22 protein-coding genes are annotated in these 26,791 nt (G+C 58.9%); 13 read left to right on the top strand and 9 right to left on the bottom strand.

Annotated elements, in window-relative coordinates; genetic code table 11:
- Positions 1–94 precede the first annotated feature (94 nt).
- Positions 95–1,384, bottom strand: coding sequence for a phosphopyruvate hydratase (gene eno / locus U9R25_06350; GenBank protein MEA3335514.1), 1,290 nt, complete (start codon positions 1,382–1,384; stop codon positions 95–97).
- A 111-nt stretch (positions 1,385–1,495) separates the two neighbouring features.
- A complete protein-coding gene (locus U9R25_06345; GenBank protein MEA3335513.1) occupies positions 1,496–2,710 on the bottom strand; it encodes a hypothetical protein in 1,215 nt (404 codons plus the stop codon).
- Between the two features lie 321 nt (positions 2,711–3,031).
- On the opposite strand from U9R25_06345, the gene U9R25_06340 reads away from it, so the two are divergent.
- The 6 genes from U9R25_06340 (at position 3,032) to mfd (ending at position 12,505) form a co-directional block, all read left to right on the top strand.
- On the top strand, positions 3,032–4,201 hold the full coding sequence (locus U9R25_06340) for a cysteine desulfurase family protein (protein MEA3335512.1): 1,170 nt from the start codon (positions 3,032–3,034) through the stop codon (positions 4,199–4,201).
- Between the two features lie 177 nt (positions 4,202–4,378).
- Complete coding sequence (gene mnmA, locus U9R25_06335; protein MEA3335511.1) at positions 4,379–5,494, top strand: tRNA 2-thiouridine(34) synthase MnmA; 1,116 nt, start codon at positions 4,379–4,381, stop codon at positions 5,492–5,494.
- A gap of 341 nt (positions 5,495–5,835) precedes the next feature.
- Positions 5,836–7,095, top strand: coding sequence for a beta-ketoacyl-ACP synthase II (gene fabF, locus U9R25_06330; GenBank protein ID MEA3335510.1), 1,260 nt, complete (start codon positions 5,836–5,838; stop codon positions 7,093–7,095).
- 155 nt (positions 7,096–7,250) lie between these two features.
- Positions 7,251–8,045 (top strand): hypothetical protein, encoded by a 795-nt coding sequence (locus U9R25_06325; protein ID MEA3335509.1) that lies wholly within the window; start codon positions 7,251–7,253, stop codon positions 8,043–8,045.
- 99 nt (positions 8,046–8,144) lie between these two features.
- On the top strand, positions 8,145–8,861 hold the full coding sequence (pth, locus tag U9R25_06320; GenBank protein MEA3335508.1) for an aminoacyl-tRNA hydrolase: 717 nt from the start codon (positions 8,145–8,147) through the stop codon (positions 8,859–8,861).
- The gene (gene mfd / locus U9R25_06315; GenBank protein MEA3335507.1) at positions 8,858–12,505 is read left to right on the top strand and encodes a transcription-repair coupling factor; all 3,648 of its coding nucleotides are present in this window, start codon (positions 8,858–8,860) and stop codon (positions 12,503–12,505) included. Before pth ends, mfd begins: the two co-directional genes overlap by 4 nt.
- Before the next feature lie 586 nt (positions 12,506–13,091).
- Here mfd and U9R25_06310 read toward each other — a convergent pair.
- The 4 genes from U9R25_06310 to U9R25_06295 all read right to left on the bottom strand — a co-directional run bounded on the left by U9R25_06310 (position 13,092) and on the right by U9R25_06295 (position 17,032).
- Positions 13,092–14,657 carry a hypothetical protein gene (locus U9R25_06310; GenBank protein MEA3335506.1) on the bottom strand — a complete coding sequence of 522 codons (1,566 nt, stop codon included), beginning with the start codon at positions 14,655–14,657 and terminating at the stop codon, positions 13,092–13,094.
- Positions 14,647–15,609: a hypothetical protein gene (locus U9R25_06305; protein MEA3335505.1), complete on the bottom strand. Its 963-nt coding sequence runs from the start codon at positions 15,607–15,609 to the stop codon at positions 14,647–14,649. The genes U9R25_06310 and U9R25_06305 overlap by 11 nt, the downstream gene beginning before the upstream one ends.
- A gap of 33 nt (positions 15,610–15,642) precedes the next feature.
- On the bottom strand, positions 15,643–16,008 hold the full coding sequence (locus U9R25_06300; GenBank protein ID MEA3335504.1) for a hypothetical protein: 366 nt from the start codon (positions 16,006–16,008) through the stop codon (positions 15,643–15,645).
- Positions 16,009–16,243: 235 nt separating this feature from the next.
- The gene (locus U9R25_06295) at positions 16,244–17,032 is read right to left on the bottom strand and encodes a biotin--[acetyl-CoA-carboxylase] ligase (protein ID MEA3335503.1); all 789 of its coding nucleotides are present in this window, start codon (positions 17,030–17,032) and stop codon (positions 16,244–16,246) included.
- A 197-nt stretch (positions 17,033–17,229) separates the two neighbouring features.
- On the opposite strand from U9R25_06295, the gene U9R25_06290 reads away from it, so the two are divergent.
- The 7 genes from U9R25_06290 (at position 17,230) to U9R25_06260 (ending at position 23,014) form a co-directional block, all read left to right on the top strand.
- Positions 17,230–17,778: a hypothetical protein gene (locus U9R25_06290; protein MEA3335502.1), complete on the top strand. Its 549-nt coding sequence runs from the start codon at positions 17,230–17,232 to the stop codon at positions 17,776–17,778.
- A gap of 84 nt (positions 17,779–17,862) precedes the next feature.
- A complete protein-coding gene (locus tag U9R25_06285; GenBank protein ID MEA3335501.1) occupies positions 17,863–18,789 on the top strand; it encodes a hypothetical protein in 927 nt (308 codons plus the stop codon).
- Between the two features lies 1 nt (position 18,790).
- Entirely contained in the window at positions 18,791–19,456 is a 666-nt protein-coding gene (locus tag U9R25_06280) for an O-methyltransferase (GenBank protein MEA3335500.1), read from the top strand.
- A 34-nt stretch (positions 19,457–19,490) separates the two neighbouring features.
- Positions 19,491–20,033 (top strand): hypothetical protein, encoded by a 543-nt coding sequence (locus U9R25_06275; protein ID MEA3335499.1) that lies wholly within the window; start codon positions 19,491–19,493, stop codon positions 20,031–20,033.
- 56 nt (positions 20,034–20,089) lie between these two features.
- On the top strand, positions 20,090–21,127 hold the full coding sequence (locus tag U9R25_06270) for an ABC transporter substrate-binding protein (protein MEA3335498.1): 1,038 nt from the start codon (positions 20,090–20,092) through the stop codon (positions 21,125–21,127).
- Positions 21,128–21,398: 271 nt separating this feature from the next.
- On the top strand, positions 21,399–22,277 hold the full coding sequence (locus U9R25_06265; protein MEA3335497.1) for an ATP-binding cassette domain-containing protein: 879 nt from the start codon (positions 21,399–21,401) through the stop codon (positions 22,275–22,277).
- The gene (locus U9R25_06260; protein MEA3335496.1) at positions 22,274–23,014 is read left to right on the top strand and encodes an ABC transporter permease; all 741 of its coding nucleotides are present in this window, start codon (positions 22,274–22,276) and stop codon (positions 23,012–23,014) included. The genes U9R25_06265 and U9R25_06260 overlap by 4 nt, the downstream gene beginning before the upstream one ends.
- 120 nt (positions 23,015–23,134) lie before the next feature.
- On the opposite strand, the gene U9R25_06255 is transcribed toward U9R25_06260, so the two are convergent.
- The 3 genes from U9R25_06255 to U9R25_06245 all read right to left on the bottom strand — a co-directional run.
- A complete protein-coding gene (locus U9R25_06255; GenBank protein MEA3335495.1) occupies positions 23,135–24,799 on the bottom strand; it encodes a SpaA isopeptide-forming pilin-related protein in 1,665 nt (554 codons plus the stop codon).
- Positions 24,800–25,018: 219 nt separating this feature from the next.
- The gene (locus U9R25_06250) at positions 25,019–26,605 is read right to left on the bottom strand and encodes a glycosyltransferase family 39 protein (protein ID MEA3335494.1); all 1,587 of its coding nucleotides are present in this window, start codon (positions 26,603–26,605) and stop codon (positions 25,019–25,021) included.
- Positions 26,602–26,791: hypothetical protein (locus U9R25_06245; GenBank protein ID MEA3335493.1), on the bottom strand; the 190-nt coding region annotated here is incomplete at its 5' end. The genes U9R25_06245 and U9R25_06250, both read right to left, overlap by 4 nt.

Genomic DNA, 26,791 nt, shown 5'->3' with positions numbered 1-26,791 from the left:
CCCCGGCTGACCCCACGGGAGGCAACACACCCCGGGGGCGCCCCCCACGGGGGCGCCGCGGCTCTTGCGTTTTTTTGCCTGTGGCTGAGTCTGCTCAGCGCTTAACTTTGAAGGCAGCCATGCCGGGATAGATGGCATCATCGCCCAGTTGCTCTTCGATTCGCAGCAGCTGGTTGTACTTGGCGACCCGATCTGATCGAGCAGGGGCGCCGGTCTTGATCTGACCGGTGTTGAGGGCCACTACCAGATCTGCGATGGTAGCGTCTTCGCTTTCGCCGGAACGGTGGGAAACCACCACGCTCCAGCCGGCCCGATGGCTCATGTCCACCGCGGCGATCGACTCGGTCAGGCTTCCGATCTGATTCACCTTGCATAGCAACGAGTTACAGGTGTTCTGCTCGATAGCCCGTTCAATGCGTGTTACGTTGGTCACCAGCAGGTCGTCGCCGACGATCTGGACCTTATCGCCCACGGCTGCGGTCAGCCAGGCCCAGTTGTCCCAGTCGTCCTCGGCCAGGCCATCTTCGATGGAGATGATGGGGTACTTGTTGGCCCACTCGGCCAGGAACTCGGCCATGCCCTTGCCGTCCAGTTCCACACCCTCTTTGGTCAGCATGTAAACCTGTCGCTCTGCGTCGTAGATCTCGCTGGCGGCGGGGTCCAGGGCGATCCAGATGTCCTCGCCGGGCCGATATCCAGCCGTTTCGATGGCCTTGAGGATTACCTCGATGGCGGCGGCGTTGGAGGGCAGGCTGGGGGCGAAACCACCCTCGTCGCCCACGTTGGTGCCGAGGCCCTTGTCTTTCAGGACTTTCTTCAGGCTGTGATAGGTCTCTGCACCCCAGCGCAGCGCCTCACGGAAGCTGGGGGCGCCAACTGGCATCACCATGAATTCCTGCAGGTCGGTGCTATCCTGGGCATGTTTCCCGCCGTTGAGAATGTTCATCATTGGCACGGGCAGCGTTCTGGCGGACACGCCGCCGAGGTAGCGATAGAGAGGCAGTTCCAGGGCAAAGGCCGCTGCTTTGGCGGTTGCCAGGGAGACTGCCAGGATGGCGTTGGCTCCCAGGTTGCTCTTGTTGGGGGTGCCGTCCAGCTCGATGAGCATCTTATCGATGCCGACCTGATCCCTGGCATCCCAGCCGACCAGCTCTTCGGCGATCCGGTCGTTGACATTTTCGACAGCCTTCAGAACACCTTTGCCGCCATAGCGCTCCTTGTCGCCATCGCGAAGTTCGTGGGCCTCGTGCACACCGGTGGATGCTCCTGAGGGCACGATCGCCCGGCCGACATCACCGGTCAACAGTTCGACGTCTACCTCGACGGTCGGATTGCCTCGAGAGTCAAGAACCTCCCGGGCAACGACATTGGCAATAATGGTCATGGTGTTTTTATGTTCCTCCTTAAATAAGGGTGTATTCGTTTGCAGATTCCGTTCGTTGCAACTGTCACCAATGATACCCCAGCTAATTGTCAGTTGCCAATTGTCGTGTTCCTACTCGTTCCAATGGGCTGCCACCAGCATGATGTCGATGACATTCACCACACCGTCGTCGTTGACATCGTAGGGGTTGGGCGGCACTATGTTGTTCAGGCCGCGCCAGATCTTGCCATCCCAATCGATGACGATCACTTCGTCCATGCTGAAGGCGTGGATGTCCATAATGTCGGCGGTACTGGGAGATGGCAACATGTTCCAGGTGCTGCCCGTTTCAGTGTAGTAGATCATTCCCTCGCCGGTGCAGGTTTCGGTGCCGGCATCAGCATTGGTGCAGCCGACCGCGAAGCCGCCGGTCGCTTGCGGCATGGCAATATTGTAGAATCGGGGCCGGGCACCGCCACCAGAGCCGACAAAAGCCGACTGCCAGTTGCTGCCGCCGTTGGTGGTGTAGGCGATCTTGTTGTATTCGCCGGCCAACCAGCAGGTGTTGACATCGGTGCAGGCCACACCGTAGTACTGGCCGGACGGCACCACGGTGGGATGCCAGGTGGCCCCGTCGTCGCTGGTGTGATAGCTGCGGTTTTTGGCGGCGGTGTAGCAGTTTCCGGGCAGCGGGCAGGAAAAGTCCCATTGCACGAACTCGTTGTAATCGGATGCAGCGACGCTATGGAAGGTGTAACCGTCGGTCGCGCGCAGGAAATTGGCCTGCCGGGTGGGATCGCCCGGATCGTACCCGGCCGTGCCGATCATAACGGTGGATCCCTGGCCTGTCCAGCCCGCCGACCAGACCCAACCAGACCAACCTGACTGGTCGTCGACGGTACCCCAGGTGGCGCCGCCGTCGGTGGTGCGCATGATCTTATATGGCGGAATGCTGCCACCTGAAATCCAGCAGGTATTCTCGTCCATGCAGGCCAGACCGCGCATATAACGGGTGGGCCCAGGGATCAGGGTCGTCGTCCAGGTGAGTCCTCCATCAAGCGTCTTCGAGATATAGGAGGGTCCGGAACCACCGCCGCCCGTGTTCCAATCAGGGCTGCCCAGGGCATAGCCAACCAGGTCGGTGGGGAAGGCGATGGAGAAGTAGAAGACGCCGGGGGTGTCGTGAACCACCTCCCAGGTGAAATCGGGCGGTTCTGCGCTGGCTGGCATGGCCATCGAATTCTGGAGAGGGGCCGCAATCGTTACCGTTGCGATCAAGGTAAGGGCCAAGACAAGCCCAAGAAACAATCGGCTTGATCGGCCTGCAAAGCGAGATTTTTTAAACATTCGAGCGATACCTCCATGGTTGCAGGGCATCTCGTAGCGCGACGGGATGACCCGCAAATAAAGTTTGCGCTTGAAGCGCAATGTTCGGTAGTATACCAGAGTCGGGATAGCCGGTCCACTTCTGCTGTGCAAGGGTTCTCTGCCAACTCGTGGAGGTTAGCGCAAAAAGTCGGCGCTAACCCCGACGGATTATCGAAGCTGAACTGTGAGCAAGCTGATTGACACGAGGAGGGCCCTGATGCTAGAATCGCCTCAAGACCCTGGTATTGCCAGGAACCCCTGGCGTTTCAAAAGGTCAAACAGTGCCCCGGAGTCAGAGATATGAGCGAAGCGATTTACATGGATTATGGCGCAACCACACCGGTTCGTCCAGAGGTGTTGGACGCCATGGCACCCTATTTCAGACAGGTCTACGGCAATCCGAGCAGCATACACCGGCAGGGACGAGCGGCCGGAAAGGCGATACGAGAGGCACGCCAGACGATGGCGGATGTGCTCGGCTGTCGGCCCAACGATATCGTCATCACAAGTTGCGGCAGTGAATCAGACAACCTGGCCCTGCGCGGTGTGGCATTGGCTCGCCGCCGTCGGGGCGAGGGCAATCACATCGTCGTCAGCGCGGTGGAACACAAGGGCATTCTCTACACAGCCCGGCAGTTGCGCGATGAATTCGGCTTCGAGTTGAGCGAATTGCCGGTCAACGCCTTTGGCCAGGTCGAACCGGATGAGCTGCAAGGGGCGTTGCGCTCCGATACCCTGATCGTGAGTATCATGGCGGCCAACAACGAGGTGGGCACCTTTCAGCCACTGTCGGAGCTGGCTGCCCTCTGCCGCGAACACAAAGTGCCCTTCCACAGCGACGCAGTGCAGGCTGCCAAAGATCTGTCACTGAATGTCGACGACCTGGGCATGGACCTGATGTCGCTGGGTGCTCACAAATTCTACGGCCCCAAGGGCGTCGGTTTGCTATACGTGCGCCCGGGAACCCCTCTGCTTCCGCAGGTTACTGGTGGCAGCCAGGAGGGACGGCGCCGGGCGGGCACTGAAAATGTGCCCTACATCGTCGGGATGGCGGTAGCCCTGGTTCTGGCGCAGGCGGAACGAGAGAGCGAGAGTTCGAGGCTGGCAAGCTTGCGGGATCGTCTGGTCGACCGATTGCTCGCAGGGATTTCTGGTTCCTATCTGACCGGCCATCCCACTGAGCGATTGGCCAATCACGCCAGTTTCATCGTGCCCGGTGTGGAAGCGGAAGGCATGCTGATCGGGCTGGATATGGCGGGAATCTGCGCCAGCAGTGGCTCGGCCTGCACCAGTGGCGCCCAGGAGCCCAGCCATGTCCTGACCGCCATGGGCGTGGATCGAACCGATGCCGCCGGGCACCTGAGGTTGACTTTGGGCCGCAGCACCACGGATGCCCACATCGACCGTGTTGTCGAGCATCTGCCTGCGCTGGTTGAACGACTGCGGGAGGTCTCGCCGTTTACGGCCTGATCTGTGCCAGAGGTTGTAGGGGCGATCTATTCTCAGAATGATGGGTGGATGGCGTCAGTGGCGTGGAAATATGAAGATGGGTTGGTTGAGAGCAAGGTTGCTAAGAATGGGTCGCCCGTACGAATGAATTCAGGAACGGATCGCCCGTACGCTAGAAAAGGGAATCGCACTATGTCAATGGGAGGGATCGCAAAGACCAGAGGCAGGGTGGTCGTCGCCATGAGTGGCGGGGTCGACAGCTCGGTCGCGGCTGCACTGTTGCAGGAGCGCGGTTTCGACGTCACAGGCGTCATGATGCGGCTCTGGTCGGAGGTGTCGACGGGGGTTGAAAGCAGCAACAAGTGCTGTACATTGGAAGCTGTGGACGATGCACGCCGGGTTGCCGATCAGTTGGGCATTGACTTTTACCTGATCAACGTGGAGCAGCTCTTCAAGCAAATGGTGGTGGATTACACCATCGATCGGTATCTGGCAGGGGAGACTCCCAATCCCTGCATTCAATGCAACCGCCATATTCGCTTCGACTACCTGTTCAACTATGCCATGGGGTTGGGGGCAGATTACCTGGCCACCGGCCACTATGCCAGGGTTCGCCGGCGTGGTTCACCGGAGGCGGAAGCTGATGGTCAGGGCCGGTACGAGCTGCTGATGGGGGTGGACCGGGACAAGGATCAGAGCTACGTGTTGCATGTGCTGACCCAACATCATCTTGAACGGGTCTTGTTTCCGGCAGGGGACTATACCAAGACCCAGGTCCGCCAGTTGGCGGCTGAGCGTGGTTTGCCGGTAGCCAGCCGGCACGATAGCCAGGATCTCTGCTTTCTGGCTGACGGCGATTATCGCCGTTTTCTGCGGGATTGGTCTCCGCCCGGCAGCATCGAGCCCGGGCCGATTGTCGACAGCGGTGGCAAACAGCTGGGCATGCATCGCGGGCTTGCCTTTTTCACCATTGGACAGCGGAAGGGACTGGGAATCGCCGCTGGCGAGCCTCTTTTTGTGTTGCGCCTTGAGCCGTCAAAAAACAGGGTGGTTGTTGGCCGGGTTGAAGAATTGGGACGATCAGAGCTGATTGCTGATCAGGTAAACTGGATCAAGGGAACACCGCCGAACGGACCGTTCAGGGCCGCGGTCAAGATTCGCTACCGGGCCAGGTTGGCACCGGCGCTGGTCTCTCCTCTGCCGGGCAACGGCGCAGCGGTGGAGTTTGAGGAAAAACTGCGCGACATTACGCCCGGACAGGGCGCGGTCTTTTTCCAGGGCGAAGTTTGTCTGGGCGGGGGAATCATCAGGTAACAATATGTTCAGAAGACGGCGGACGGCGGATCGCGGACAGCAGATAGTTGTGAGCGAACAGTCGAAGGCGGTCCTCGGTCGGTGGTCAGCGGTCTTCCATCGGCGGACGGCGGACTACGGACAGCAGATAGTTGTGAGCGAACAGTCGAAGGCGGTCAGCGGTCGGTAGAACTGCGTAACTCCTGTTATCAAGGGAAATTTCCAGGCCGTCGTATCCGAAGGGGAAATCGGGTGTTACTTAAACGGGCAGCAGTTTTGCGCAGAGCCTGGACATTTGTCAACAGGTTGGTTTGTGGTACACTTCTGGCATGTGTGCCAATGACAGGCGAATCGGAGGAATTATGATGCAAGGAAATGGCTTCAGGCCAAGGATTGTCATAACTGGTATCGGGGCTGTGACTCCACTGGCCAACACCTGGGAGGGATCCTGGCAGGGTCTCACGGAGGGCGTTTCGGCCGGAACACGTATTTCACATTTTGATCCCACGGGTTTCCCAACGCAGATTGCTTGCTCGGTGCAGAATTTTAACGGAACCGATTACATGCACCGGCGTGAGGCACGCCGGCTGGGAAAGGTGACACAATTCGCCTGGGCGGCGGCTCAGGAAGCAGTTAGCGATTCCGGGCTGGATATGGATTCCGAGGATCCAGAGCGTGTTGGCATCGAGATTGGCAGCGCCTTCGGCGCTCTGAATCTTCTCGAAGAACAGGCCAAGCTGTTGAATGAGGGTGGACCTCGGCGGATCAAACCGAGCGTCGCGCCATCGGTTTTGATCAGTACGACTCCCTGTTATGTGGCCATTCGGCTGGGTGTGAAGGGTCCGGCGAACTCGCAGGTGACAGCCTGTGCCACCGGCATTACATCGTTAGGTGAGGCTGCCCACCGAATCGGTCGGGGCGAGGTCGATGTCATGGTTGCAGGAGGCAGTGATTCATTCCAGTCTCCCATGATCATGGCGTCATTTAGTCGTCTGGGCGCCATGTCAACGCGCAACGATGACCCGAAGACGGCGTGCCGTCCCTTTTGTGCCACCCGGGATGGTTTGATCATGGGTGAAGGCGCAACCGTGATGATACTGGAAACTCTGGAGCACGCCGAGGCCCGTGGCGCCAATATTCTGGGCGAAATAACCGGCTATGCCTTGACATCTGATGCCTTCAACCTGGCCGCACCTGATCCGACGGGCGATGGTCCAGCTCGTGCCATGAAGATGGCCATGAAACAGGCCGGCGTTACTGGCGCCGATGTGGATTATATCTCAGCCCATGGCACGGCTACCCGTCTCAATGATCCAATGGAAACCAAGGCGATCAAATTGGCCCTGGGCGATGCTGCTTACGATACAAGGATCAGTTCGATCAAGTCCATGATTGGGCACACGATGGGTGCCTCAGGCGCCGTTGGATCGGCCGTGGTGGTGAATGCCATCCGCGACGGGCTTATTCCGCCGACGATCAACTATTTTGAGGTCGATCCCGAATGTGATCTGAACTATGTGCCCAACAAAGCTGAGGTTTGTCAGGTCGATGTTGGCATGTGCAATGGCTTTGGATTCGGGGGACAGAACGCCAGCATCGTCATCAGGCGCTTCGTGCCGTGAGGTGTGTGGGCTGAAGCGGGGTGTTCTTGTCACGTCAATGCAGGTGTGCTAAACTTGGTTTTTGTCCCGCGTGGATGGGTGGCTTGGAGACTGCCGGGTCCACTGGTTCGCGGCGGGAGATGCTAGTCGGCCAGGTTCTGACACGGAGGGCGTAGATGGCACGCTCAAGCCTGGGTTTCCGGGCAGAAAATCTTCGGCACCTTATGGGGTGGCAAATTGCCCTGTTCGTGGTTCTTGGCATTCTATTCGCCTGGACAGGGTCTGCAACAGCTGGCGATTCCTGGCATCCTCTCTTGCAGGGTAACCTGGCGCAGATTACGTCTCCAGAACCGCTCTCCAATGTTCGGGGCAATGTTTCCATTATGGGCACGGCGACCCATCCCCAGTTTCAGAGGTACGAACTCTACTACACGGTCGAGCCGGGCGAAAACTGGGTGTTCATCGGGGAGGCCCATTTCAATCCGGTAGCGGGTGGGTTACTCGGTACCTGGAATACCGAATCGTTGCCCGATAGCACTTATAGCCTGCGGTTGCGAGTTGTGCGTCAGGATGGCAACTACGGGGAAGCTTATCAGCGCAACATTGTAGTGGCAAACAGCGCACCGACGCCGACGCCGACACCTTTTGAATTGCCCACGGTGCCGGCGCGAGCCGAACCTACAGCCACCGCGACCGTCGACGCCACCTCGACACCGGTAACTGTCGAGCAACCGGATATCCCGACGCCCACGCCGCGCCCTTCACCGATCCCGACAGAAGAAAGCCAGGCAGTGGCAGTTGATAGCATCAATGACGATTCGGGCTTCTTTTCGTCGGCTCTCGATTTTGATTCGTTACGGGGTGCGTTTACCAAGGGTCTTGCCTATGCTGGAGCGATTTTCCTGGCCGTTGGCGCCTTTTTTGGTGTGCGCCGGCTATTGACCTGGATCTGGTATTTGATTGCGCCTTAGAAAAAAACCGCTGCAAAAGCGGCGTGCGAAGGGGCCAATCCCGGTGGTTGGCCCCGATTTGTGTTGGACCGGGGCATGGTGATCCCATCGAGGATTGATATGGCGACATGGTTTCGTTGGCTCATCCGGGGCCGTTCCCCCGAGATTGAGCCAGATAGTTTGACAATGAAGATGATTGTTGGCCTGGGTAATCCAGGCAAGGCCTACAAGAATAACCGCCACAATATTGGCTTTCAGATCGCCGAGTTGTATGTCCATGAGCACGGACTGATCTTTGACACGCGCAAGGGGAAAGCCCGGGCTGCTCTCGGCAGGATAAGGTTGGCCGTGCCCTCCGATGCGCCGTCCACTGACCCCTCCGATGGCGCTGCTGTTGACGAGGTCCCGTCGAGCGAGCTTCACAGAGTCCTGATCGCCAAACCCCAGACATTCATGAACGAGTCGGGTCGAAGCGTGGCTTCGCTTGCTCGTTTCTATAAGGTGGCACCTGCCGATATTCTGGTCGTTTTCGACGATCTGGACCTGCCCCACGGGGTGCTGCGGCTGCGGGCGTCCGGGGGTGCGGGAGGCCACAATGGCATGCGGTCCCTTCTACGAGAACTGGGAACCAACGAATTTCCGAGGCTGCGGGTCGGCATCGGTCGGCCACCAGGTCGCATGGATCCGGCAGATTATGTATTACAGGACTTTTCGCCTGAGGAGGAAGAGACCATGAGCCGGGTGAGAGAACTGGGCGTGGAGGCCATCGATCATTGGTTGAGCCAGGGCATTAACTCGGCCATGAATGAGTTCAATTCCCGAGGTGTTCCCCTTTGAATCTCTCAGGCCTTCTGCCCATTGTCCATGCTGCTGCTCCCTACAAGCAGCTCATCGAGGCGTTAAACGCCGGCCAGTCGGACACTACGCCCCTATCGGTGTACAGTGCCGCCCGGCCCTATCTGATTGCTGCGCTGGCGCGGGACCTGGGACGGACCGTGCTGGTTCTTGTGGCGCGCAGTGAACAGGCGCGTCGCATGCATGAGGAATTGCAGATGTGGTTGCCCCCGTCAACAGCTGCCGCGACAACACATCTGTTTGCCGATCCCGATTCCCTGCCTTTTGAACGGATCCCCTGGTCCAGGGAGACTCGTCAACGAAGGCTGGGCGCGCTTGCGTCCCTGGCCCGTAGCAATGGTGCAGGGGTTGGGCATGGGTCCGGGGATGACTCCGGGGGGCTGGTGGTCATAGCATCGGCCAGGGCGCTGATGCAGAAAACACTGCCGCCGAGAGAGCTTCGTCTGTCACTCAAGCCTCTTCGTGTGGGACAGGGGATCGATCTGGCCAGGACGTTGAATCGCTGGCTCGGATATGGCTACCAGACCGATAGCGTGGTCGAGGAGGTGGGCCAGATCAGCCGCCGCGGTGGAATCGTGGATATCTGGCCACCCAACATGCTCTGGCCGGTGCGTATCGAGCTTTTCGGCGATGAAATCGACAGTCTGCGTCTGTTCGATCCAACGACCCAGCGCACTATCCCGGAAGCGCGTCATGTCAAGGAAGTGTTGATTGGACCGGCCAGCGAGGCGTTGCCCAGATTGGGCGCGTCCGCCGAGCCGCGGCTTTCCGCACTGGATGTGCGCCCGCTGCACCCTCCTGCCCGCTATGAGCTGGACCAGCAGAGAGAGCAGTTGAAGCAGGGCACAGGATTCAGGGGACAGGAATGGTATATTCCCTATCTCTACTCCCAACCCGGCAGCATATTTGATTTCCTGCCACAAGATGCCTTCGTTTTCGTGGACGACGGTGCTGAGTTCATGACCCTGGTGACCGAATTGGAAGCCCAGGCGGCCCAGACTCTGCGAGACCTGACTACCGGCGGAGAGCTGCCGGGCAATCCTCTTGCGCCCCACTTTGATTGGCAGGCCTTGAAGACTCAACTGGAGGCTCGCAGGCCGCTGCTGATCGGCCACGGTGATCTTGAAGGACGGCCTGCTCCCGCCGCTTCCCGATTGGCTCGCCATTTTGCGCCGGGCCCCCGGTTTGGCGGCAAGGTGCGGCACATCGCTTCCGATCTTGAGAAAAAACAAGACCATCACGATGCCAGTGTTGTGGTGACCCGCCAGGCACAACGTCTTGCCGATGTTGTCCTGGAAGAAGTGGGTCAGATACTCAGCGTTGAGCAGGATGTTCTTGATCCACCCGAGAATGGCGCGATTCGATTGGTCAAGGGGGTGCTGTCTGAGGGCTGGGTTCTGCGGGGCCTGGAGGGAGGCCCGAACAGTCCCGACGGCCTCCATCTTTTTTCCGATGCCGAACTTTTCGGCTGGGGCAAGCCCCGTCGTCGTCGTGCAAAGAGGCCCAGAGCTATGGCGCCGGAAGCCTTTTTCGCCGATGTCAGCCCTGGCGATTATGTGGTCCACATGGAACACGGCATTGGCCGTTTCACCGGCCTGGTGCGACTGGCGTTGGATGATGGCAGCGAACGGGAATACTTGCAGATCGATTACGCCCAGAGTGACCGGCTTTACGTGCCTGTTCACCAGGCGGATCGGCTCAGTAGATATGTCGGCGCCGGGGAACACGTGTCGCCGATACTCCATCGGCTCGGCACGGCTGACTGGGAACGGGTCAAAAAACGTACCAGGAAAGCGGTCGACGATATCGCCGATGACCTCCTGGAGCTTTATTCTGCCCGGGAATTGGCCCGGGGGCACCGCTTTTCTCCAGACGGCGCCTGGCAAGTCGATCTTGAGGCGGCCTTTGCCTACGAGGAAACCAATGACCAGCTGGTTGCCATCGAGGCGGTCAAACACGATATGGAGTCGTCGACGCCCATGGATCGCCTTATCTGCGGCGATGTGGGCTACGGCAAGACGGAAGTGGCCCTGCGAGCAGCCTTCAAGGCCGTTATGGATGGCAAACAGGTGGCTATCCTTGTGCCGACGACCGTTCTTGCCCAGCAGCATTTCGAGACGTTCAGCAAACGTTTGGCTCCCTTCCCGGTAGCCGTCGAGATGCTGAGTCGTTTTCGTACCAGCGCTCAGCAGCGCAAAGTGATCCGGGGCCTTGTCAACGGAACGGTGGACATTGTGATCGGCACGCACAGGTTGTTATCCCGGGATGTGGCCTTCAAGGATCTGGGCTTGCTGGTCGTCGACGAGGAACAGCGTTTCGGGGTCTCTCACAAGGAGCGCATAAAAAAGATGCGCCATCAGGTAGATGTGTTGACGTTGACCGCGACACCCATTCCCCGTACCCTGCACATGAGTATGACCGGGGTAAGGGATATGAGCACCATAGAGACTCCCCCCGAGGAACGGTTGCCGATCCAGACCATGATCGCTGAGTACGACGAGACCTTGATTCGCCAGGCTGTCTTACGGGAAGTTGATCGGGGCGGACAGGTCTTTTTCGTACACAATCGGGTGCGCGGGATTTCCCAGATAGCCCGCAGGCTGGAGCGGATCATACCCGAGGCGAGCTTTGCGATTGCTCACGGCCAGATGCCAGAGCGAGAGCTTGAGAGGGTCATGCTGGACTTTTCCGGGGGCGAGTTCAACGTGCTGGTGTGCACGACCATCATCGAGAGTGGATTGGACATTCCCAACGCCAATACGATTATCATCAATCGGGCTGATCGTTTCGGTCTCGCCCAGCTTTACCAGCTTCGAGGCAGGGTGGGCAGGGCTGCGGTTCGGGCCTACGCCTATATGCTGTACGACAAAAACCAAACGTTGACTCCCGTTGCGAGGGATCGACTGACGGCGCTTCAGGAGGCCAGTGAGCTGGGCGCAGGTTTCCGGATCGCCATGCGCGACCTGGAAATCCGCGGCGCCGGTGAGTTGCTTGGCAAAAAACAGCATGGCCACATCGCTGCCGTCGGCTTTGATCTCTATTGCAGGTTGTTGGCAAAATCGGTCGAGGAGATAAAAAAGAAGACAGAAACGAAGCTGGAGGTGACGGTGCCGGAAAACCCTGTACAAGAGGAGAAGGCGCACGAGCGATCGTATAAGGATCGCTTTTCCAGGAGAGTGGTTTCCTTTGATGATCTGCTGGCGCCTGCGGTCACCCTGGATCTGCCGTTGCTTGCCATCATTCCAGACAGCTACGTCGAGAACCAATCGTTGCGGTTGCGCCTGTACCGGCGCATCGCCGGCGTAACCGCAACGGCGGAAATCGATACACTGAGCGACGAACTATTGGACCGGTTCGGGCCCATGCCGCAGGAAGTGAAAAACCTGTTGTATCAGGTACGCATAAAGATATTGGCTCTGAGCGCTGGTGTTACGGCGATTGGACGGGCCGATAACCAGCTTGTATTGAAGTCGGATGTCCTGGAACAGGTCGATCGGCAGCGACTCCAGCAGCGGCTTTCCACCAAGGCCCGCGTTGGTCGTCGCGCCGTGTGGCTGACCGTGAGCGAAAACTGGCAGGAGGCGCTGGAGGATACCCTCAGGGGACTCTTTGCCGCCGACCGCTGACTGCTGACCGCCGACCGAGGACCGAGGACCGCCGACAGCTTACCCATCTGAATTGTCTTCCTGCAGATCAGTCACTGGAGTTATGCTGATCGCATATCACGAGTAACTCCAGGGCGAAGAAACCTGCAGGCAGGAGGCAGGGTGCTGACTGCGTAACATGAGCTGGTAAATGAAGGTATAAACTTCGAATACGCGGAGGTCGCATTCTCAAATGCGACCCGAGGCGACACCTGGTACAGTCGAGCCTAAATGACCATGAAGATGTGTTGGTCCGGCTACCAGCCGGACAATCGTGGGTTAGCAGAGATGTCACACTATCAGCGTGACATACGCATCTGCCCAATTATCTGCGCCAAGCTGTACCAGGCTGGACTCCTGCGCTGTGTTGCGTCATATTTGGAATTGCTTGCCACAGATTCGGCAGTTGACAATTCCCTGGGAATCGTCTAAAATGACCGGGAACAAGTGCCGACTTGTGGAGATCCTCCCCCCAACCCACAAGTCGGCGCTTGCGCGCCCAGATGCAACGCGATGACCAGCGATTCTCCCCGATCGTTGCGCTCTCGCCACCGCCTGCATAGACAGGTTAATCACTGGATATCGGCAGATGATAACGGTTTACCGTAACCCGGGTGAACTGCTCGGTCAAGTCATTTTCCCCGTGCGTTTCCAACCAGGCTTGCACCAGACCTCTCTCATCCCACATTTCGACTTCCGACGCAACCAGCCAGACAATCGTGGCATCGCCAAGGGCGTCCTGCATTTCCTGGTCCACCTGTTCCGGCGGGTTGCCGTTGTTGGTGTAGAGACCATCTACCCAGCCCGGCGAGGGACCGGCGTAATACTCGTAGGTGTGTCGTGCGTAGGGGATAAGAAACATTACCCTGTCCTCTGGCATGCGCAGCGACTGGACCAGCCCTGCTGCGGCCCGGAAATCGGACTTTATTGGTGTGTCGATCTGTTGCCGGCCAGCTGCCAGGCCGACGGCCAGGGAAAAAACCAGGGCCGTCCAACCCAGGGGGCGCCACAGTTGAGCCACCACCGAGATTCCCTGGGCTACCAGGATGATGAAAGCCGGCAGCGACCAAATGAGGTAACGGTCGGCGTAGAGTGGCTTTCGCAGCGAGATAAGAAACAGGGCGATGGCAGGAAGGGCGAGCCAGGTCAACAGGATTGCCGTGTACCGGAATCCCGCCTTCGTCTGGGTTGCTTGCCCATCGGTTTTCTCTGGCGCCGGCCTTTGAATAGTCGTTGCCAGCAGGGCACCCGCCAAGCACAAAAAAACGAAGGGTAACAGGATCCACTGACTTTGTAGCAGACCGACGCCCCGTGACCATCCTGACAGCTGGGTCAGCACCATTTCCTGAAAGGGAGAATAAACATGACCGGTCTGGAAGTCGGGCATCAGGAAAAGGCGCAACTGCCACCATCCTGTCATGAGATAAAAAGGTACGGCGGGAACCAGCAGAACCAGGATAAATGGGATCCAGCGTTTCGAGTAGGGGCGACCCAACAAAAATAGCCAGATCGCATGAAGTGGCACGATCAGGAAGGCCAGCACATGAATCAGCACAGTGGCAATTAGCAGAAAAAGGTAGATCAGCCAGCGCCACCTTTCGCCATTGACCAGGGCCTTCAAGAAAGCGCTGCTTGTGGCCAACATGAGAGGGACCAACAGCGCATACATTTTGGCGTCCTGGGCGTACCAGCTGAGGTAGGGATTGATTGCCATCAGAAGGGCAGCTATCAGAGGAACATTGGCGAGCGTCGGGCCGAACGGGAACCGGTAACGTCCGTTGCTGGTTAACGCAACCAGATAGCGAACCAGAAAATAGGTCAGGGGGATCGCGACGACACTGCCGAGCAATGAGAGGTAGCGAAGGGCGAACTCGCTCTGACCGGCGAGTGTGAGCCATGGTTTGAAGGCCAGAAAGTAGAGTGGGCCGTTTTGCCCGGGTTTTGCGAAGGTTTCGAGTACCTCAGGCAGGGAGCGGCTGGCGAAGCGGATGACATCAACCTCATCACGCCACAGACTTTGGGAGTCCAGGCCTGTGATGCGCCAGGCGTAGGAGACGAGACAAAAGCCGGTCAGAAGAAGGCGATCACCCCTGGCTGTGGACATCAACTGCCTGGCATGATTATTACTGGTCAAGGACATCCCGGTCCGATCGTTGATGGCGAGCGGCCACTCGTTCTTCGTTACCCGGAGGGGGTGCCTCCGTCCGATCTGGTGCTGGCTGCGCCGGGCTGGGCGCCGGCGGTTCCGATGGGTTTGTCGCCGGCGGGCTTTCGTTGCCTCGCCGCAAGAACCACCAAATGAAGATTGCGAACGCCAGGAGCAGGCTCAGGCAACCACAGATCAACCACACATAGCTAAAGGCAATGACCAGATTGTCGATAAACAGGGCCATATCCAGGCGAGGCTCTTCGGCCGGCACGCTCTCTTCGGGATCAGGTACAATGATGGCGACAAAGGGGGTCGGTGTTGCTGTTGGGGTGGCTGTGGCAGTTTCCTGAATCAGGGTTGCGACCGGCGGCAATCCTGCGGGCAACGGTGTCGGCGTCGGGGGAATCTGGATGGGGGGAGGCGTTGGTGACGGTGGAATGATGATCGGCGGAGAGGTCGGTTGAGTCGGCAGGGTCGGCAGGACCGTATGCGTCGGTGTCGGCGTGACTGTCGGCACTGACGTCGCTGTTGCCGGTGGTAAACCGGTCGGGGTGGCGGACTCCGTTGGCGAAGGCGTGGCTGTTGCCGGTGGTAACCCGGTTGGGGTGGCGGACTCCGTCGGCGAAGGCGTGGCAGTAGCCGGTGGTAAACCAGTCGGGGTGGCGGACTCCGTTGGCGAAGGCGTGGCAGTTGCGGCATTTGAAGGGGTCGCTGTGGGTGTCGACGTGACGGTCGGAGTAGAGGTCGGCGTCGGCAGGGTTGACTGGAAGTAGGACTTCCCGGGCGGTTGCACGGCTGAGAGGATATGGGCCAGCACGAGCCGTTGGTTATCGGGCAGGAGTGACGACAGGGCAAGGAGTGCCAGCAGGGCAACCAGGGCCACAGAGATAAGGCGTCGTCGATGCCGTTGTTTGTTTCGCTGTTGGTTGAGAGTCACGGCCAGGTCTCGTAGGCAGGCTCGATCGCGAGCCTAACGGCGGCTGATCGCAATTCCTGCCGCTACCAGCACAATGATACCCATGATTCCAGCCAACAGGGCGACAGGAATGGGCGGGGTTTTCCGGGCAGGGGCGGATGATTGCTCACTTGATTGAGACGTTACAGTCGGTGTTGATTGTTCCTCCGGTACCTGGGTGGGAACCTCGCTTGCCGGCGACGCGGTCGGTGATTCTACGGGGGAAACCGGGGACTGGAAGACTGTATCAATCGCCTGGGCCGGCGTTGTCGACAGGAGCAGCGCGGTTACGGCAACAGAGAGAATAGCCAGGATCAGCAAGCTTACAATCTCGCGGCGACTGAGATTGCCTGAAACGCTTCTCAAGTTTGGATTGTTCAAAAAGAAACCTCGGCAAAGAAGGACTGGGCGCGTTATCGACAGGTTCGACTCGGCTCACTGAAAACTTTTTGTCGATCTTGATTTCGCAAATGCTTGTTGGGAATTATAACCGAGGGGGAGGCTTTTGGCCAAAGAAAAGCGTAGGGGCAGGGTTTCCCCAAGGCAGAGGGAGGGGAGACCCCTCCCCTGCGCAACGTTTCCACCCGTGTTGTTTGACGTTCCCGGTTGGCCGGGGTTAACTGTTCAGCACTGTCACATCCTCAGCCCGAATGATTTCCTCCTCACCACTGTCCAACTGAAGGCGAAGGGCGCCATCGGGTAAAACGCCCAGAGCCCGGCCGGTGCGCAGGTCGCCGCCTGATCGCCTGATTTCGACCACCTGCCCCAATGTGATCAGCCGGCTCGCCCAGCGGGGAACCGGGGAGATACCATTGTTAACGTCGGTATATTGGGCCTCGATTCGCTTGAGGATCGCCGCCAACAGGTCCGCCTCGTCAACCTTTGCGACACGTTCAGCCAGCAGACTGGTCGCGGTGGCAGCAAGCTCAGGTCTGTTCGAGAACTCCTGGTTGATATTGAGACCAAGCCCGGCGACCACGAATTCAAGGTCTGTCCCCTGAAACGCGCCCTCGCACAGGATTCCTGCAAGCTTTTTGCCGTGCAACTCCAGGTCGTTTGGCCACTTGATATCGGGGCGCAATTGACAGATATCCTCGATTGCTTCGGCAGCGCCAAGAGCCAGGCATATGGTGAGCCAGCTGAGATGCCCGGGCGCCACATTGGGCCGCAGCAGGATGGAAAGATAGAGGCCGCCGGACGGGGGAGACCACCATTCGCGCCCGGCTCGACCCTTTCCTGCGGTCTGTTGGTTGGCAACAACGACCAGACCCTCGGGAGCACCTGTCAGTGCTTGCTCGCGAACAATCTCCTGGGTTGAAGTCACGCTTGAAAAGAACTGAAGCGGCCATCCGAGCCGCTCGGTTCGAAGCTGTTTCCTGGCTTTTTCCAGTTGCGATTGGTTCATGATCGGATCATCCTGGGCATTTTCAATCCTACACGGGGTCTGGATCGGTGTCAAGGATGCCGGAATCCTAAGCGGCTTTGACGATCAGTGCACTTCAAGGTACAATTCGCCGGGACGGGAAGCGTTCCTGTTGCTGCCTTCGAGGTCCGGTGTTATGATCGGTCCTGCAACAGGTTTCCCGTCGAATGGAGATCGAGGTGGTAGCTGAAAAGACGCTTACCCGGAACGAGTACTACAAACTCGCCCACGAGTGCCGGGATTACGCACTCCGCCTGGCGAATTTCGATCAGAACCTGGTCGACCGCGCACTGTGTCTGGAGTTTAACGCCTTTCTTAAACGGGTTAGACGCTACGATCGTCTGCATCAACCTCTTGAGGGCATTCGCCCGGCCCGGCCGATCACCCGACGCATGGTATTGAGTGTGGTGATCATTGCCTGGGTTCTGGTCATTTTGCTGGGTGCCAGCATTTTTGGTCGCTTTGCGCTGCTGGCTAACAGTACGATATTCACATTGGTTATCGCACTGCTTGTCGTGCCACCGCCTATCTACGGTACGTCTGTGGAGGCCATCGAAGGAAGATTGTTTTTCGTCGTTCAGACCATGCAGACCATGCTCGAGAGTGGCGAAATGGCTTTCTCCGAGGCGGCATATTTCAACGTTCGGGATGTGCTGCGCGAAGCTTCGGATGAGTTGCGCCAGCAAGTCTATCTTAATCGCATGTCCGAAAGGACACGTCCCTGGTGAGGGCCACAAAAAGGCACACGTGATGCCTGGCCTTGTCACTGGTGACGTCATCGCAGCTGGACTTTTCGTCCGCAGGAGGAAGAAATGCAGCGCTTTTTTGGCGGCTGTCTCATGGTGGTTGCGCTAATCGTATTCGTGGGCGGCCTACTCATTTTTGGTTCGGCATCCAGCGTTGTGAATCAGCTGACAAGTGCCGATCTATCATCAGGAACCGTAGGATTGATGGATGCGCTCGTCGCACCGTTCAATAGCCTTCTCAGCATGGGCCTGGCGGCGCTGGGAGCGGTGCTTGCGGTGTTAGGACTCTCTGCCGGGCTGGTCGGGTACCTGGTTTATCCAAAAGCAATATCCAGCTCGCCAACAGTCAGGAAAGTGGTCGATGTGATTGCGATCATCGCCGGAATCGCCCTGATACTGGCCATGCTGATTTTCCTGTATATCGATCTTTCGCTGCTGCTGCATCCTGAGCGGCTGCCCTCTGCGGTGCCCGGTGGTACTGTGCTGCTTGTGATTCTGGCGGGGCTGCTTTTGCTGGCTCTGGGTGTAGCGGCGGCCGTACGGGGGGTGCGCAACCTGCGAGGGGTGCCGGCGCCCCTCGCCGTAGAAAGCGACGAGCCGGAGGAACTCGACGCAAGCCCCGTGGCTCCAGTTGCTTCTCCGGAGGAACCCGAGGTCACTTCGGAACAAGCCGCCGAGGTCGCGGAAGATGCTGGTCTTGCTGTGTCAGAACAGGTTGACGCGGACACGGAGCCCACCGACGTTGCCGAGGTTTCTGCCGTAACGACCGCTGCAGTTGCGACTTTGGTGGCAGAGGCCATCAGAGATGACGAAGAACCGCTAGTTCTTTCGTTGGCTGCCAGAGAGGCCTCGGAAGGGGATGGGGAGCCAGCAGCGGAAGCAGAGGTCCCCGAAGATGTGATCGATGAGCTTGAAAAACCGGCCTTCGCTGAGGAACCGGGCGAAGCGGAAAAGGTAAAGGGTGACGCTACACCGCCCCCTGAAAGGAGCTAGCATGAGTCATCTGCAGAAACTGACCCCGCTCCAGCGCTACGTGCGGGATCAGTTTCATCCGGAAGACGAACTCCTGCAGACCATTCAGGAGGGAATCAGGGAACATCAGAAACCGTTGATGAACATAGGTCCTGAACAGGGGCGCATGTTGCAGGTTTTGATGGCGGCAATTGGCGCAGAACATGTGCTTGAAATCGGTACCTTTTTTGGCTACAGCGCCGTCTGGATCGGCCGTGCCTTGCCGCCGGATGGTACCTTGCTTTGCCTGGAAGTCTCGCGAGAGCATGCCGATATTGCCCAGGGTTTTCTCGATCAGGCAGGCCTGGCTGACCAGGTCGAGGTGCGAGTTGGCCCGGCGATTGGGTTGTTGCCTGAAATCGAGGCGTCAGCACCCTTCGACATGATATTCCTCGATGCGGACAGGGAGAGCTACCCGAGCTATCTTCCGTGGATCGAGGCCTACCTGAGGCCAGGAGGGCTTCTGGTCATCGACAATGCCTTTGCCGGCGGTCGCCTTGCTACCGCCAATGGCGGCGAAAATGCAAGCCCCGGGGTTAAAGGGATGAATACACTGCTCACGGCGATCGCACTCAGTGATCGCTGGACAGGAACGATCATGCCTTACGAGGATGGCCTGGCTGTGGCCGTCTTCGAGCCCGGGAAGTAGGACCTCAAGACCTTTTTTCCGGATGACTCTGTTGATGGATGATCAACTCAGGCTGGATCGATCGGAGGCTGGCAGCCTTCCGACTACCTTCCAATATAGCCTTCTCAGGCGGGTTTTCGCACTTGCACTGGGGCTGGCAGTCAGCGTGCCGTTGATCACGGTGCTTTTTTTTCTTGCGGGAAATCTGCCGTCGGCGAGCGAACTTGGCCCGGTTTTTGTGGTATTGCTATTTCTGCTGGCGCCCCCGGTTTTCGCGTTTCTGAGATTCGGGTACTATTTTCGTCGCTTCGACGTTGGAGCGGGGCAACTCCTGGTGGGTTCGTTAACAGGAAGCGATACCGTTCGCTACCGGGACATCACGCGGCTGGTGCGGCGTTGGCGCCGCTCGGTTTGGCTCGGACGGTCGTACAAGGTGCGAATCGAGTTCGAAACCGCTGATGGCAAGCGTGACTGGGAATTTCTGTTTGACAGTGCCCTGACTGGCGCTGATGATTTGTACGCACAATTGGTTCGCCATGTTTCTCACATCAAGCCCAAGGAGATCGACGATCGCTCGTCGAGTCAACGCTGGATGTAGGGGCCCGGATGTGGTTCGGACACTCAAGGCTTTTTTCTGTTGAAGGAGATTAAGTGATGAGACTTGCTTCTGGAGATGCTGGATATGATCGTTCGAGGCGAATGCTATTCGGTTCTCGCTTCCGATGGTTAACTGTGTTATCGCTGGCCGTGGTTCTTGGCCTGACCCTAAGCGCCTGTGTGCCGCCGGGCGAACTGCAACCAGGCGCTGGAATCCCTGAGGATACAACCCTCAAGATCGCCCTGTTGCCTATCATGGATGTCCTGCCATTCCACGTGGCACAGACCAACGGCTACTTTGCAGACGAAGGAATCTCGGTCGAGGGCGTGCCGGTCAAGAGTGGTCAGGAAAACGCAACCCTGATGCAGACTGGGCAGGTCGATGGGCAATTGACCGATTTGCTGGGACCTGTGCTGTTCAACCAGGAAGAGGAAAAGGTCAAGGTGGTCTATACGGCGCGGCGGGCCTATCCCGATTCGCCCATGTTCAGCATTGTCGCCGGACCTGGCGGCGAAATCAAGGCCAGCGCGGACCTGAAAGGGGTGCCGATCGGCATCAGCCAGAACACTGTTATCGAGTACCTGACCGATCGTCTGTTGCAGGCCGAGGGGCTGTCCAGCGAAGATATCGAGATCACGGAAGTCAGTGCTATTCCGGTGCGTTTTGAACTGTTGATGAAGGGTGAACTGCCTGCTGCCATGTTGCCCGATCCCCTGGCGTCCGGCGCCATCGCTGCCGGTGCTACCATCGTTGTCGACGACAGTTCCCACCCGGAGCTTGCTCAAAGTGTGCTGGCCTTCACCACGGAAGCGCTGGCAGACAAACCGGGCACGGTGGCCAGCTTCGTTCGAGCCTGGGACCGGGCTGCTGCTGAGATCAACGCCAACCCCGATGCCTACAAGGATCTGTTAATTGAGGTCGGGCGGGTTCCTGAGATGATTCAGGGATCGTTTGGGATGCCACCCTTTCCCGAAGGCAGTATCACCAGCGAATCGGAAATGCAGGACGTGGTCGATTGGATGGTCGGGAAAGGCCTGATCGAGCAGGCAGTGCCCTACGAGCGACTGGTGGATCCGGGCTATCTGCCGTTGTGACCCACCCCCCGACCCCCTCCCAATCCGGGAGGGGGAGAGACCTGCAATCTAGCGTCATCCCGACTCCCCACCCCGAACCGGGGGCAATTCGTTGTCGCTCTGGGGGCTGCGCACGGCCCGGGGGGAGGGGTCGTAACGCCCACCAAGAGCGGGACCTTCATTTTCATAAGCGAGCGGCCAAACCTCCTGCAGTCTTTGGCTGATCAGCGCCATAATTCAGAATCGCTGCTTGCGTGACTTTACGATAATTAAACAGCAGTATCGTGACAAAATGACATCAAATAATATGTCTGTTGTTCATGAAGTGGCCGGCTCACAGCGGGCACGGCAAGCTGAGAACCGGCCCTCGATCCAGGTCGAGAGCCTGGTATTCGGTTACCAGGGGCGGCCACCGGTCTTTGAGGGTTTTTCCTGGCAGGTCCAATCGGGCGACTCCTGGGCGGTTCTTGGTCCGAGTGGCTGTGGCAAGAGCACACTGCTCTACCTGCTGGCCGGATTGCGCCAGCCCAGCGCCGGCAGTCTTCTGGTCGATGGGTACCCGGTGCCGAGGCCGCGGGCCAGCACAGGTTTGATCCTGCAGGAATATGGGCTTTTGCCCTGGTACACTGTCAGGGATAACGTGGCCCTGGGGCAGCAGTTGGGCCACTTTTACCGGGGAAAACATCCGGAAGGGGACCTTCCCCGGCCATACCCGCCGTCCGACATCCTGCCTGAACGGGTCGACTATTGGCTGGACCGGTTGGGCATTGCCGCCGTGCAGAGCCAGTACCCGGGCCAGATCAGTGGGGGACAGCGCCAGCGGGCAGCGATTGCCCGCACCCTGCTGCTGGAACCTACGCTGCTCCTGATGGACGAGCCATTCTCGTCCCTGGATGCCATGACTCGGGAAGACCTTGAGGACCTCACCCTGACGTTGCAGGCTGAAACGGGGTTGACGACGGTGGTTGTCACCCACAACATCGAAGAAGCAGCCTATCTGGGCAGGCAGATTTTGGTCCTGGGCCAGCCACCCCAACGGCAACTTTCCCCCATCGAGAACTTGACTGCCGGCCATCTGGACTACCGGCGACAGCCAGAATTCCAGAGAATGTGCGGCCAACTTCGGGACACTCTGGATGATGTCAACGCTTCTGTGGGTGCGCTTTCATGAGGCGCCGCGACATCCTTCTGGCCTCCGGCGTATTGCTTTTGGTCTGGCAGGTGGTCGCGATGGTGCTCGATGTGGAGGTCCTGCCGACGCCGATCGCAGTTTTTGGCGCGCTGGTGGAGGAGATTCCCCAGGGGCTGGGGCGGCATTTCCTGGTCAGCGGATCCCGGGTAGTAGTGAGTATCATCATTGCTGTGCTGTTCGCGGTTCCCGTTGCCATTGCGTTGGCCCAGAGTCCTTCCCTGGACCGGTTGGTCTCACCCTTCATCACTATCCTTTATCCGATTCCCAAAATCGTTTTTCTTCCGATCATTCTGCTCATTCTGGGCATCGGCAACGTGAGCAAGGTGTTCATCATCTCGTTGATCCTCTTTTTTCAGATCCTGGTGGTCGTACGGGATGATGCCCAGGCGCTGCGGGAGGAACAGCTCTACTCGGTGCGTTCGCTGGGGGCGGGGCGCCTGGCCTTGTTTCGTTTTGTTTACCTGCCCGCTACGTTGCCGGCAACATTGACAGCCGTGCGTGTCAGCATCGGCACGGCCATTGCCGTGCTCTTTTTTGCTGAATCCTTCGCGACCACGTCGGGGCTTGGCTACTATATCATCGTGGAAAGCTGGGGGCGACTGGCCTATCCGGAGATGTACGCCGGCGTGGTGGCCATGAGTGTCCTTGGGGTGCTTCTTTATTTCATCGTCGATGGCCTGGAGAGGCGGCTGTGTCCCTGGGCGCGCCGGTCGTAACGACGTTGCATTTCCCCGCCCATCGTAAGAGACGTTGCATCCCTCCATGTCATGCACGTTGTGCACAACGCTTTCCATACCTAATGCAACGTCTCTACTACGGACGATACCACCGGATCATCACGGATCCATATCGTTGACAATCAACGGCAGATAGCCGCAGTGGCAGGGCACGGTTGTCGGCGTGGCGGTAGCTGTCGGTGTGTTGGTGGCCGTTGGCGTCGCCGTGGGTTCGATGATATGGGGCAGGTAGACCTGCCAGTTGGTGTTGGCCTCTATCTCGAAGGTGAACGGGCCACCCTGCCACTGGTAGCCAACAGGGGCGACCTCTTCCACCAGGGTATACTGGTTGGGGGATATCCCGGTGATCAGGAAGGATCCATCGGCGCCCGACGTGGCGGCGTAGTAGGTGGTGCCGCCCTGTTTCATGGCAACCTCCGCACCTTCCAGACCAGGTTCGCCGAAGTCATAAAGCAGGTTGCCGTTCTGGTCGAAAAAGGCCAGGCCAGTGAGGGCGCCGGTGCTGGGCGTGGCCGTCGGAGTTTGGGTGGGCGTGTTGGTTGGCGTAGCCGTGGGTGTGTTGGTGGGCGTGTTGGTTGGCGTCGACGTGGCCGTGCTGGTTGGCGTGGTGGTGGGCGAAGGTGTCGGCTCGGGTGGCACGGCACCCCGCCAGATCTTGCCCTCCCAGTCCAGCACGATGATCTCATCCATGCTGAAGGCGTGGATGTCCATCAGATCCGCCTGCGAGGGGGAGGGGATGTTCTCCCAGCTTGCTCCATTGTCGGTGCGATAGATCATGCCCTGGCCGAGGCACTCATCCATGCTCGCTTCGGCATTGGTACAACCAACGGAGTAGCCACTGTTGCTTTCCAGCATGGCTACATTCCAGAATCGGGGCCGGTTGCCGCCGCCGGCGCCGACGAAGGCATTCTGCCAGGAGCTGCCTCCGTTGGTGGTGTAGATGATCTTGTTGTAGGCTCCGGCCAGCCAGCAGGTGTTGGCATCGGAACAACCCACGCCATAGTACTGGCTTGCCGTGACGGGGATGCGGTCCCAGTTGGCGCCATCGTCTTCGGTTTTGTAGGTGTTGTTCTTGGCGGCGGAATAGCAGGTGCCCGGCACCGGACAATCGATATCGAATTGTTGATACTCCCCTTCGTTGCCTACCGCGAAAAAGGTGAAACCATCGGTGGAGCGCAGGAAATTCGCTCGCCGTCCAGCTCCGTCGTAGTAGCCCGTTGTGCCGAACAGCACGGTATTGTCGACGCCGGTGGCGCCGGCCGTCCAGAGCAGACCGGTCCAGCCGGAGAGGTCGTTGAGGGTGCCCCAATTCTGGCCACCGTCGGTTGTGCGCATGTGCCGGTAGGGAGGGACACTACCGCCGGCGATATAACAGCGGTCTTCGTCGGTGCAGGCCAGGCCGCGCATGAATTTATTGGGCCCGGGGATCTGGGTGGTCGTCCAGGTAAGGCCGCCATCCTCTGTTTTCGAGATAAAGGAGGGTCCGGAACCCAGATCGTTGATGTACCAGCTGGGACCACCCAGGGCGTAGCCCACCTGGTCGGTCGGGAAGAAGATGCTGTAGTAGTAGATACCCGGTGTGTCGTGCACCACTTCCCATTCCAGATCATCGTTTTCCTGATGGGCCGGCGCAACCTGGACGGCGTCCGGGCTGCTATTGCTGGCCTGGAATCCGGCGCTGACCGGTACCGCCAGTGCCACAACCAGCAGCAAGGCGATCAGCAGAGGCGCATGTCTTGCCAGGGGTTTTTTGTTGTTCTCCATAGGTTTCTTTCTCCTTCGGTACTTGATCAGGACCATTCCCGAGCTTCTTGCAGATTGGCCCAGGTGGGTTGCACACTGGGCCAGTATAGCAGAAAAAGCTTAGAATTGGATGAACAAAGCGCTGCATGGCATTACAAAACGTTCATTATTGGGATTGGGCGCTTACGGATGGCATAGTATACGTGTTCCGGGCGAAGCGGGCAAATACCGGAGCGATTTTCAATCCTCGAGGCTGTAGATCAAGGTCGTTCTTTGTTCGTCGGAAAAACTCGTGAGGTACTCGAGTTCCGGCGGCGCCTGGGATGGATCCAGCAGGGGACTGAGTTGGGGACGAAGCCGGGTGATTTCCCAGTCGTCGGTAACGAGATAGCGGGCGTTCCGGGCCCGCGCATAGGCGAGCACCTCCTGCCAGTTCGCTTTGGGAAAGGCGACCAGGGGGCGGTCGGCGTATAGGGTGATCTGGGGATTGCGGGACATGACTGCTGCGCCCGGTTCGCTGTGTTCAGCAAGCCACAGCCCCGCCTGTTTGTGGGAGGGTGTCAATCCTGCCTGCTGTTCGCTATTGACTGTCATCTGTTCCCGGAGGCCCATCAGTATCAGACCAGTGAGCAATAAAGCAACAACCAGACCCTGGGGAAGCTTTCTATGCAGGAGCAATCTCCACGTCTCTGCAGCCCATTGACTCAGGGTAACGATGCCTTGAGCCACCCAAACCAGCAGGACGGGGATGGCCGGCACCAGGTAGCGGGTCTCGACCTTGGAGATGAAAAACAAACCCAGCGGCAGCAGACTGGCCAGCCAAAACGCCTCGCCCGCCAGACGTCGCCTGCTCCACGGCTGCGCAAACAAGCCCAGGCCTGCCAATGCCAGGAAGACCAACCCGAGCAGGGGACCGCTCAGGGCCTGGCTGGCAAGGTCCAGGTTTCGTCGAATCTGCCGCAAGACCTCGACCGGGTCGCTCAGCAGGAAGTCTATGTAGCTGAAATCGAAGGGCTCGGCGGAGAGCCACAGGATTTCCTGGCCGGTGCTATCCAGAGCGGCGGCGTAGTCCTGTCCAACCCCGCCGAGCTTGCTGATGTAGGGGCTGATCAACAGGTTGATGCCGGTCTTGCCGGTCAGCATGAAACGGCCTGTATGGCCGTAAAGATAGGCCACATAGGGCAACGCAACGAGCAGAAAACCGGCGGCAAAGAGCAGAGGCACCGACCAGCTTTGGCGCTTTTTGATGGCGGCACCGATGACGATCAGCAGGAATAGCGCCCACCAGAAGAGGCCCTCGGTGCGGATCAGGTAGGCCAGGCCGAAGGCAATGCCTGCCAGAGAAGCTGCCAGTTTGCCCCCGTCTCTCATGACCCGCCATGATGCCCAGAGTCCGCTCAACCAACAGAGCAGGAAGGCAGATTCGCTGAGGCTTCCCCAGTAGAGGGGCCATACGACCAGGGCCGGTGAAACGGCAGCCAGCACGGCTGCGATCGACGCCACCAGTTCGTTTCCTGTGACATCCCGGGCCAGATAAAAGAGCACCACGCAGGCCAGCGCGCCGGCAAGCAGATGCCAGACCGGTAAGGCATAATCGAGCGGCACGCCCAGGGCCATGGCGGACGCGGCCAGGGCGGGGGGACCGGGAGGCCAGACCAGATCCGGGGTGCCGAAGACCTGATAACCGTCGCCTCTCAGGAGATTGCGGCCCAGGATGAGGTAATCGGATTCGTCCCAACGGACTGTCCGCGACTGAAGGACCCAGGGCAAGCGGAACAGCAAGCCCAGGCCGAAAACCCCGAGAGCGATGAGCCGGTCGCGTTTCATGGCGAGGACTCCTGGAACTGATAGATGACCACGTCATCAGGTCCGGAGCCGACGGTCGAAAGATAGCGCAGCTGCGGGGGAGCCTCTTGGGGCAGCATCAAAAAGCTCAGTTGGGGCCGCAGCTTTGCTTCCCAGGCATCCATGACGAGAAAGTCAGCATCACGGTCGCGGGCGTAGGCAAGGACT

It is taken from the genome of Chloroflexota bacterium (genome assembly GCA_034717495.1).
Taxonomy (GTDB): Bacteria; Chloroflexota; Anaerolineae; order JAAEKA01; family JAAEKA01; genus JAYELL01.
Note: the sequence above shows the minus strand (reverse complement) of the source record. Positions and strands in the feature narration are given on the sequence as shown.

Coding starts and splice junctions, on each gene's coding strand:
- eno (MEA3335514.1), bottom strand. CDS start 1,384: ATGACCATTATTGCCAATGTCGTTGCCCGGGAGGTTCTTGACTCTCGA.
- U9R25_06345 (MEA3335513.1), bottom strand. CDS start 2,710: ATGTTTAAAAAATCTCGCTTTGCAGGCCGATCAAGCCGATTGTTTCTT.
- U9R25_06340 (MEA3335512.1), top strand. CDS start 3,032: ATGAGCGAAGCGATTTACATGGATTATGGCGCAACCACACCGGTTCGT.
- mnmA (MEA3335511.1), top strand. CDS start 4,379: ATGGGAGGGATCGCAAAGACCAGAGGCAGGGTGGTCGTCGCCATGAGT.
- fabF (MEA3335510.1), top strand. CDS start 5,836: ATGATGCAAGGAAATGGCTTCAGGCCAAGGATTGTCATAACTGGTATC.
- U9R25_06325 (MEA3335509.1), top strand. CDS start 7,251: ATGGCACGCTCAAGCCTGGGTTTCCGGGCAGAAAATCTTCGGCACCTT.
- pth (MEA3335508.1), top strand. CDS start 8,145: ATGGCGACATGGTTTCGTTGGCTCATCCGGGGCCGTTCCCCCGAGATT.
- U9R25_06295 (MEA3335503.1), bottom strand. CDS start 17,032: ATGAACCAATCGCAACTGGAAAAAGCCAGGAAACAGCTTCGAACCGAG.
- U9R25_06285 (MEA3335501.1), top strand. CDS start 17,863: ATGCAGCGCTTTTTTGGCGGCTGTCTCATGGTGGTTGCGCTAATCGTA.
- U9R25_06280 (MEA3335500.1), top strand. CDS start 18,791: ATGAGTCATCTGCAGAAACTGACCCCGCTCCAGCGCTACGTGCGGGAT.
- U9R25_06275 (MEA3335499.1), top strand. CDS start 19,491: ATGGATGATCAACTCAGGCTGGATCGATCGGAGGCTGGCAGCCTTCCG.
- U9R25_06270 (MEA3335498.1), top strand. CDS start 20,090: ATGAGACTTGCTTCTGGAGATGCTGGATATGATCGTTCGAGGCGAATG.
- U9R25_06265 (MEA3335497.1), top strand. CDS start 21,399: ATGACATCAAATAATATGTCTGTTGTTCATGAAGTGGCCGGCTCACAG.
- U9R25_06260 (MEA3335496.1), top strand. CDS start 22,274: ATGAGGCGCCGCGACATCCTTCTGGCCTCCGGCGTATTGCTTTTGGTC.
- U9R25_06255 (MEA3335495.1), bottom strand. CDS start 24,799: ATGGAGAACAACAAAAAACCCCTGGCAAGACATGCGCCTCTGCTGATC.
- U9R25_06250 (MEA3335494.1), bottom strand. CDS start 26,605: ATGAAACGCGACCGGCTCATCGCTCTCGGGGTTTTCGGCCTGGGCTTG.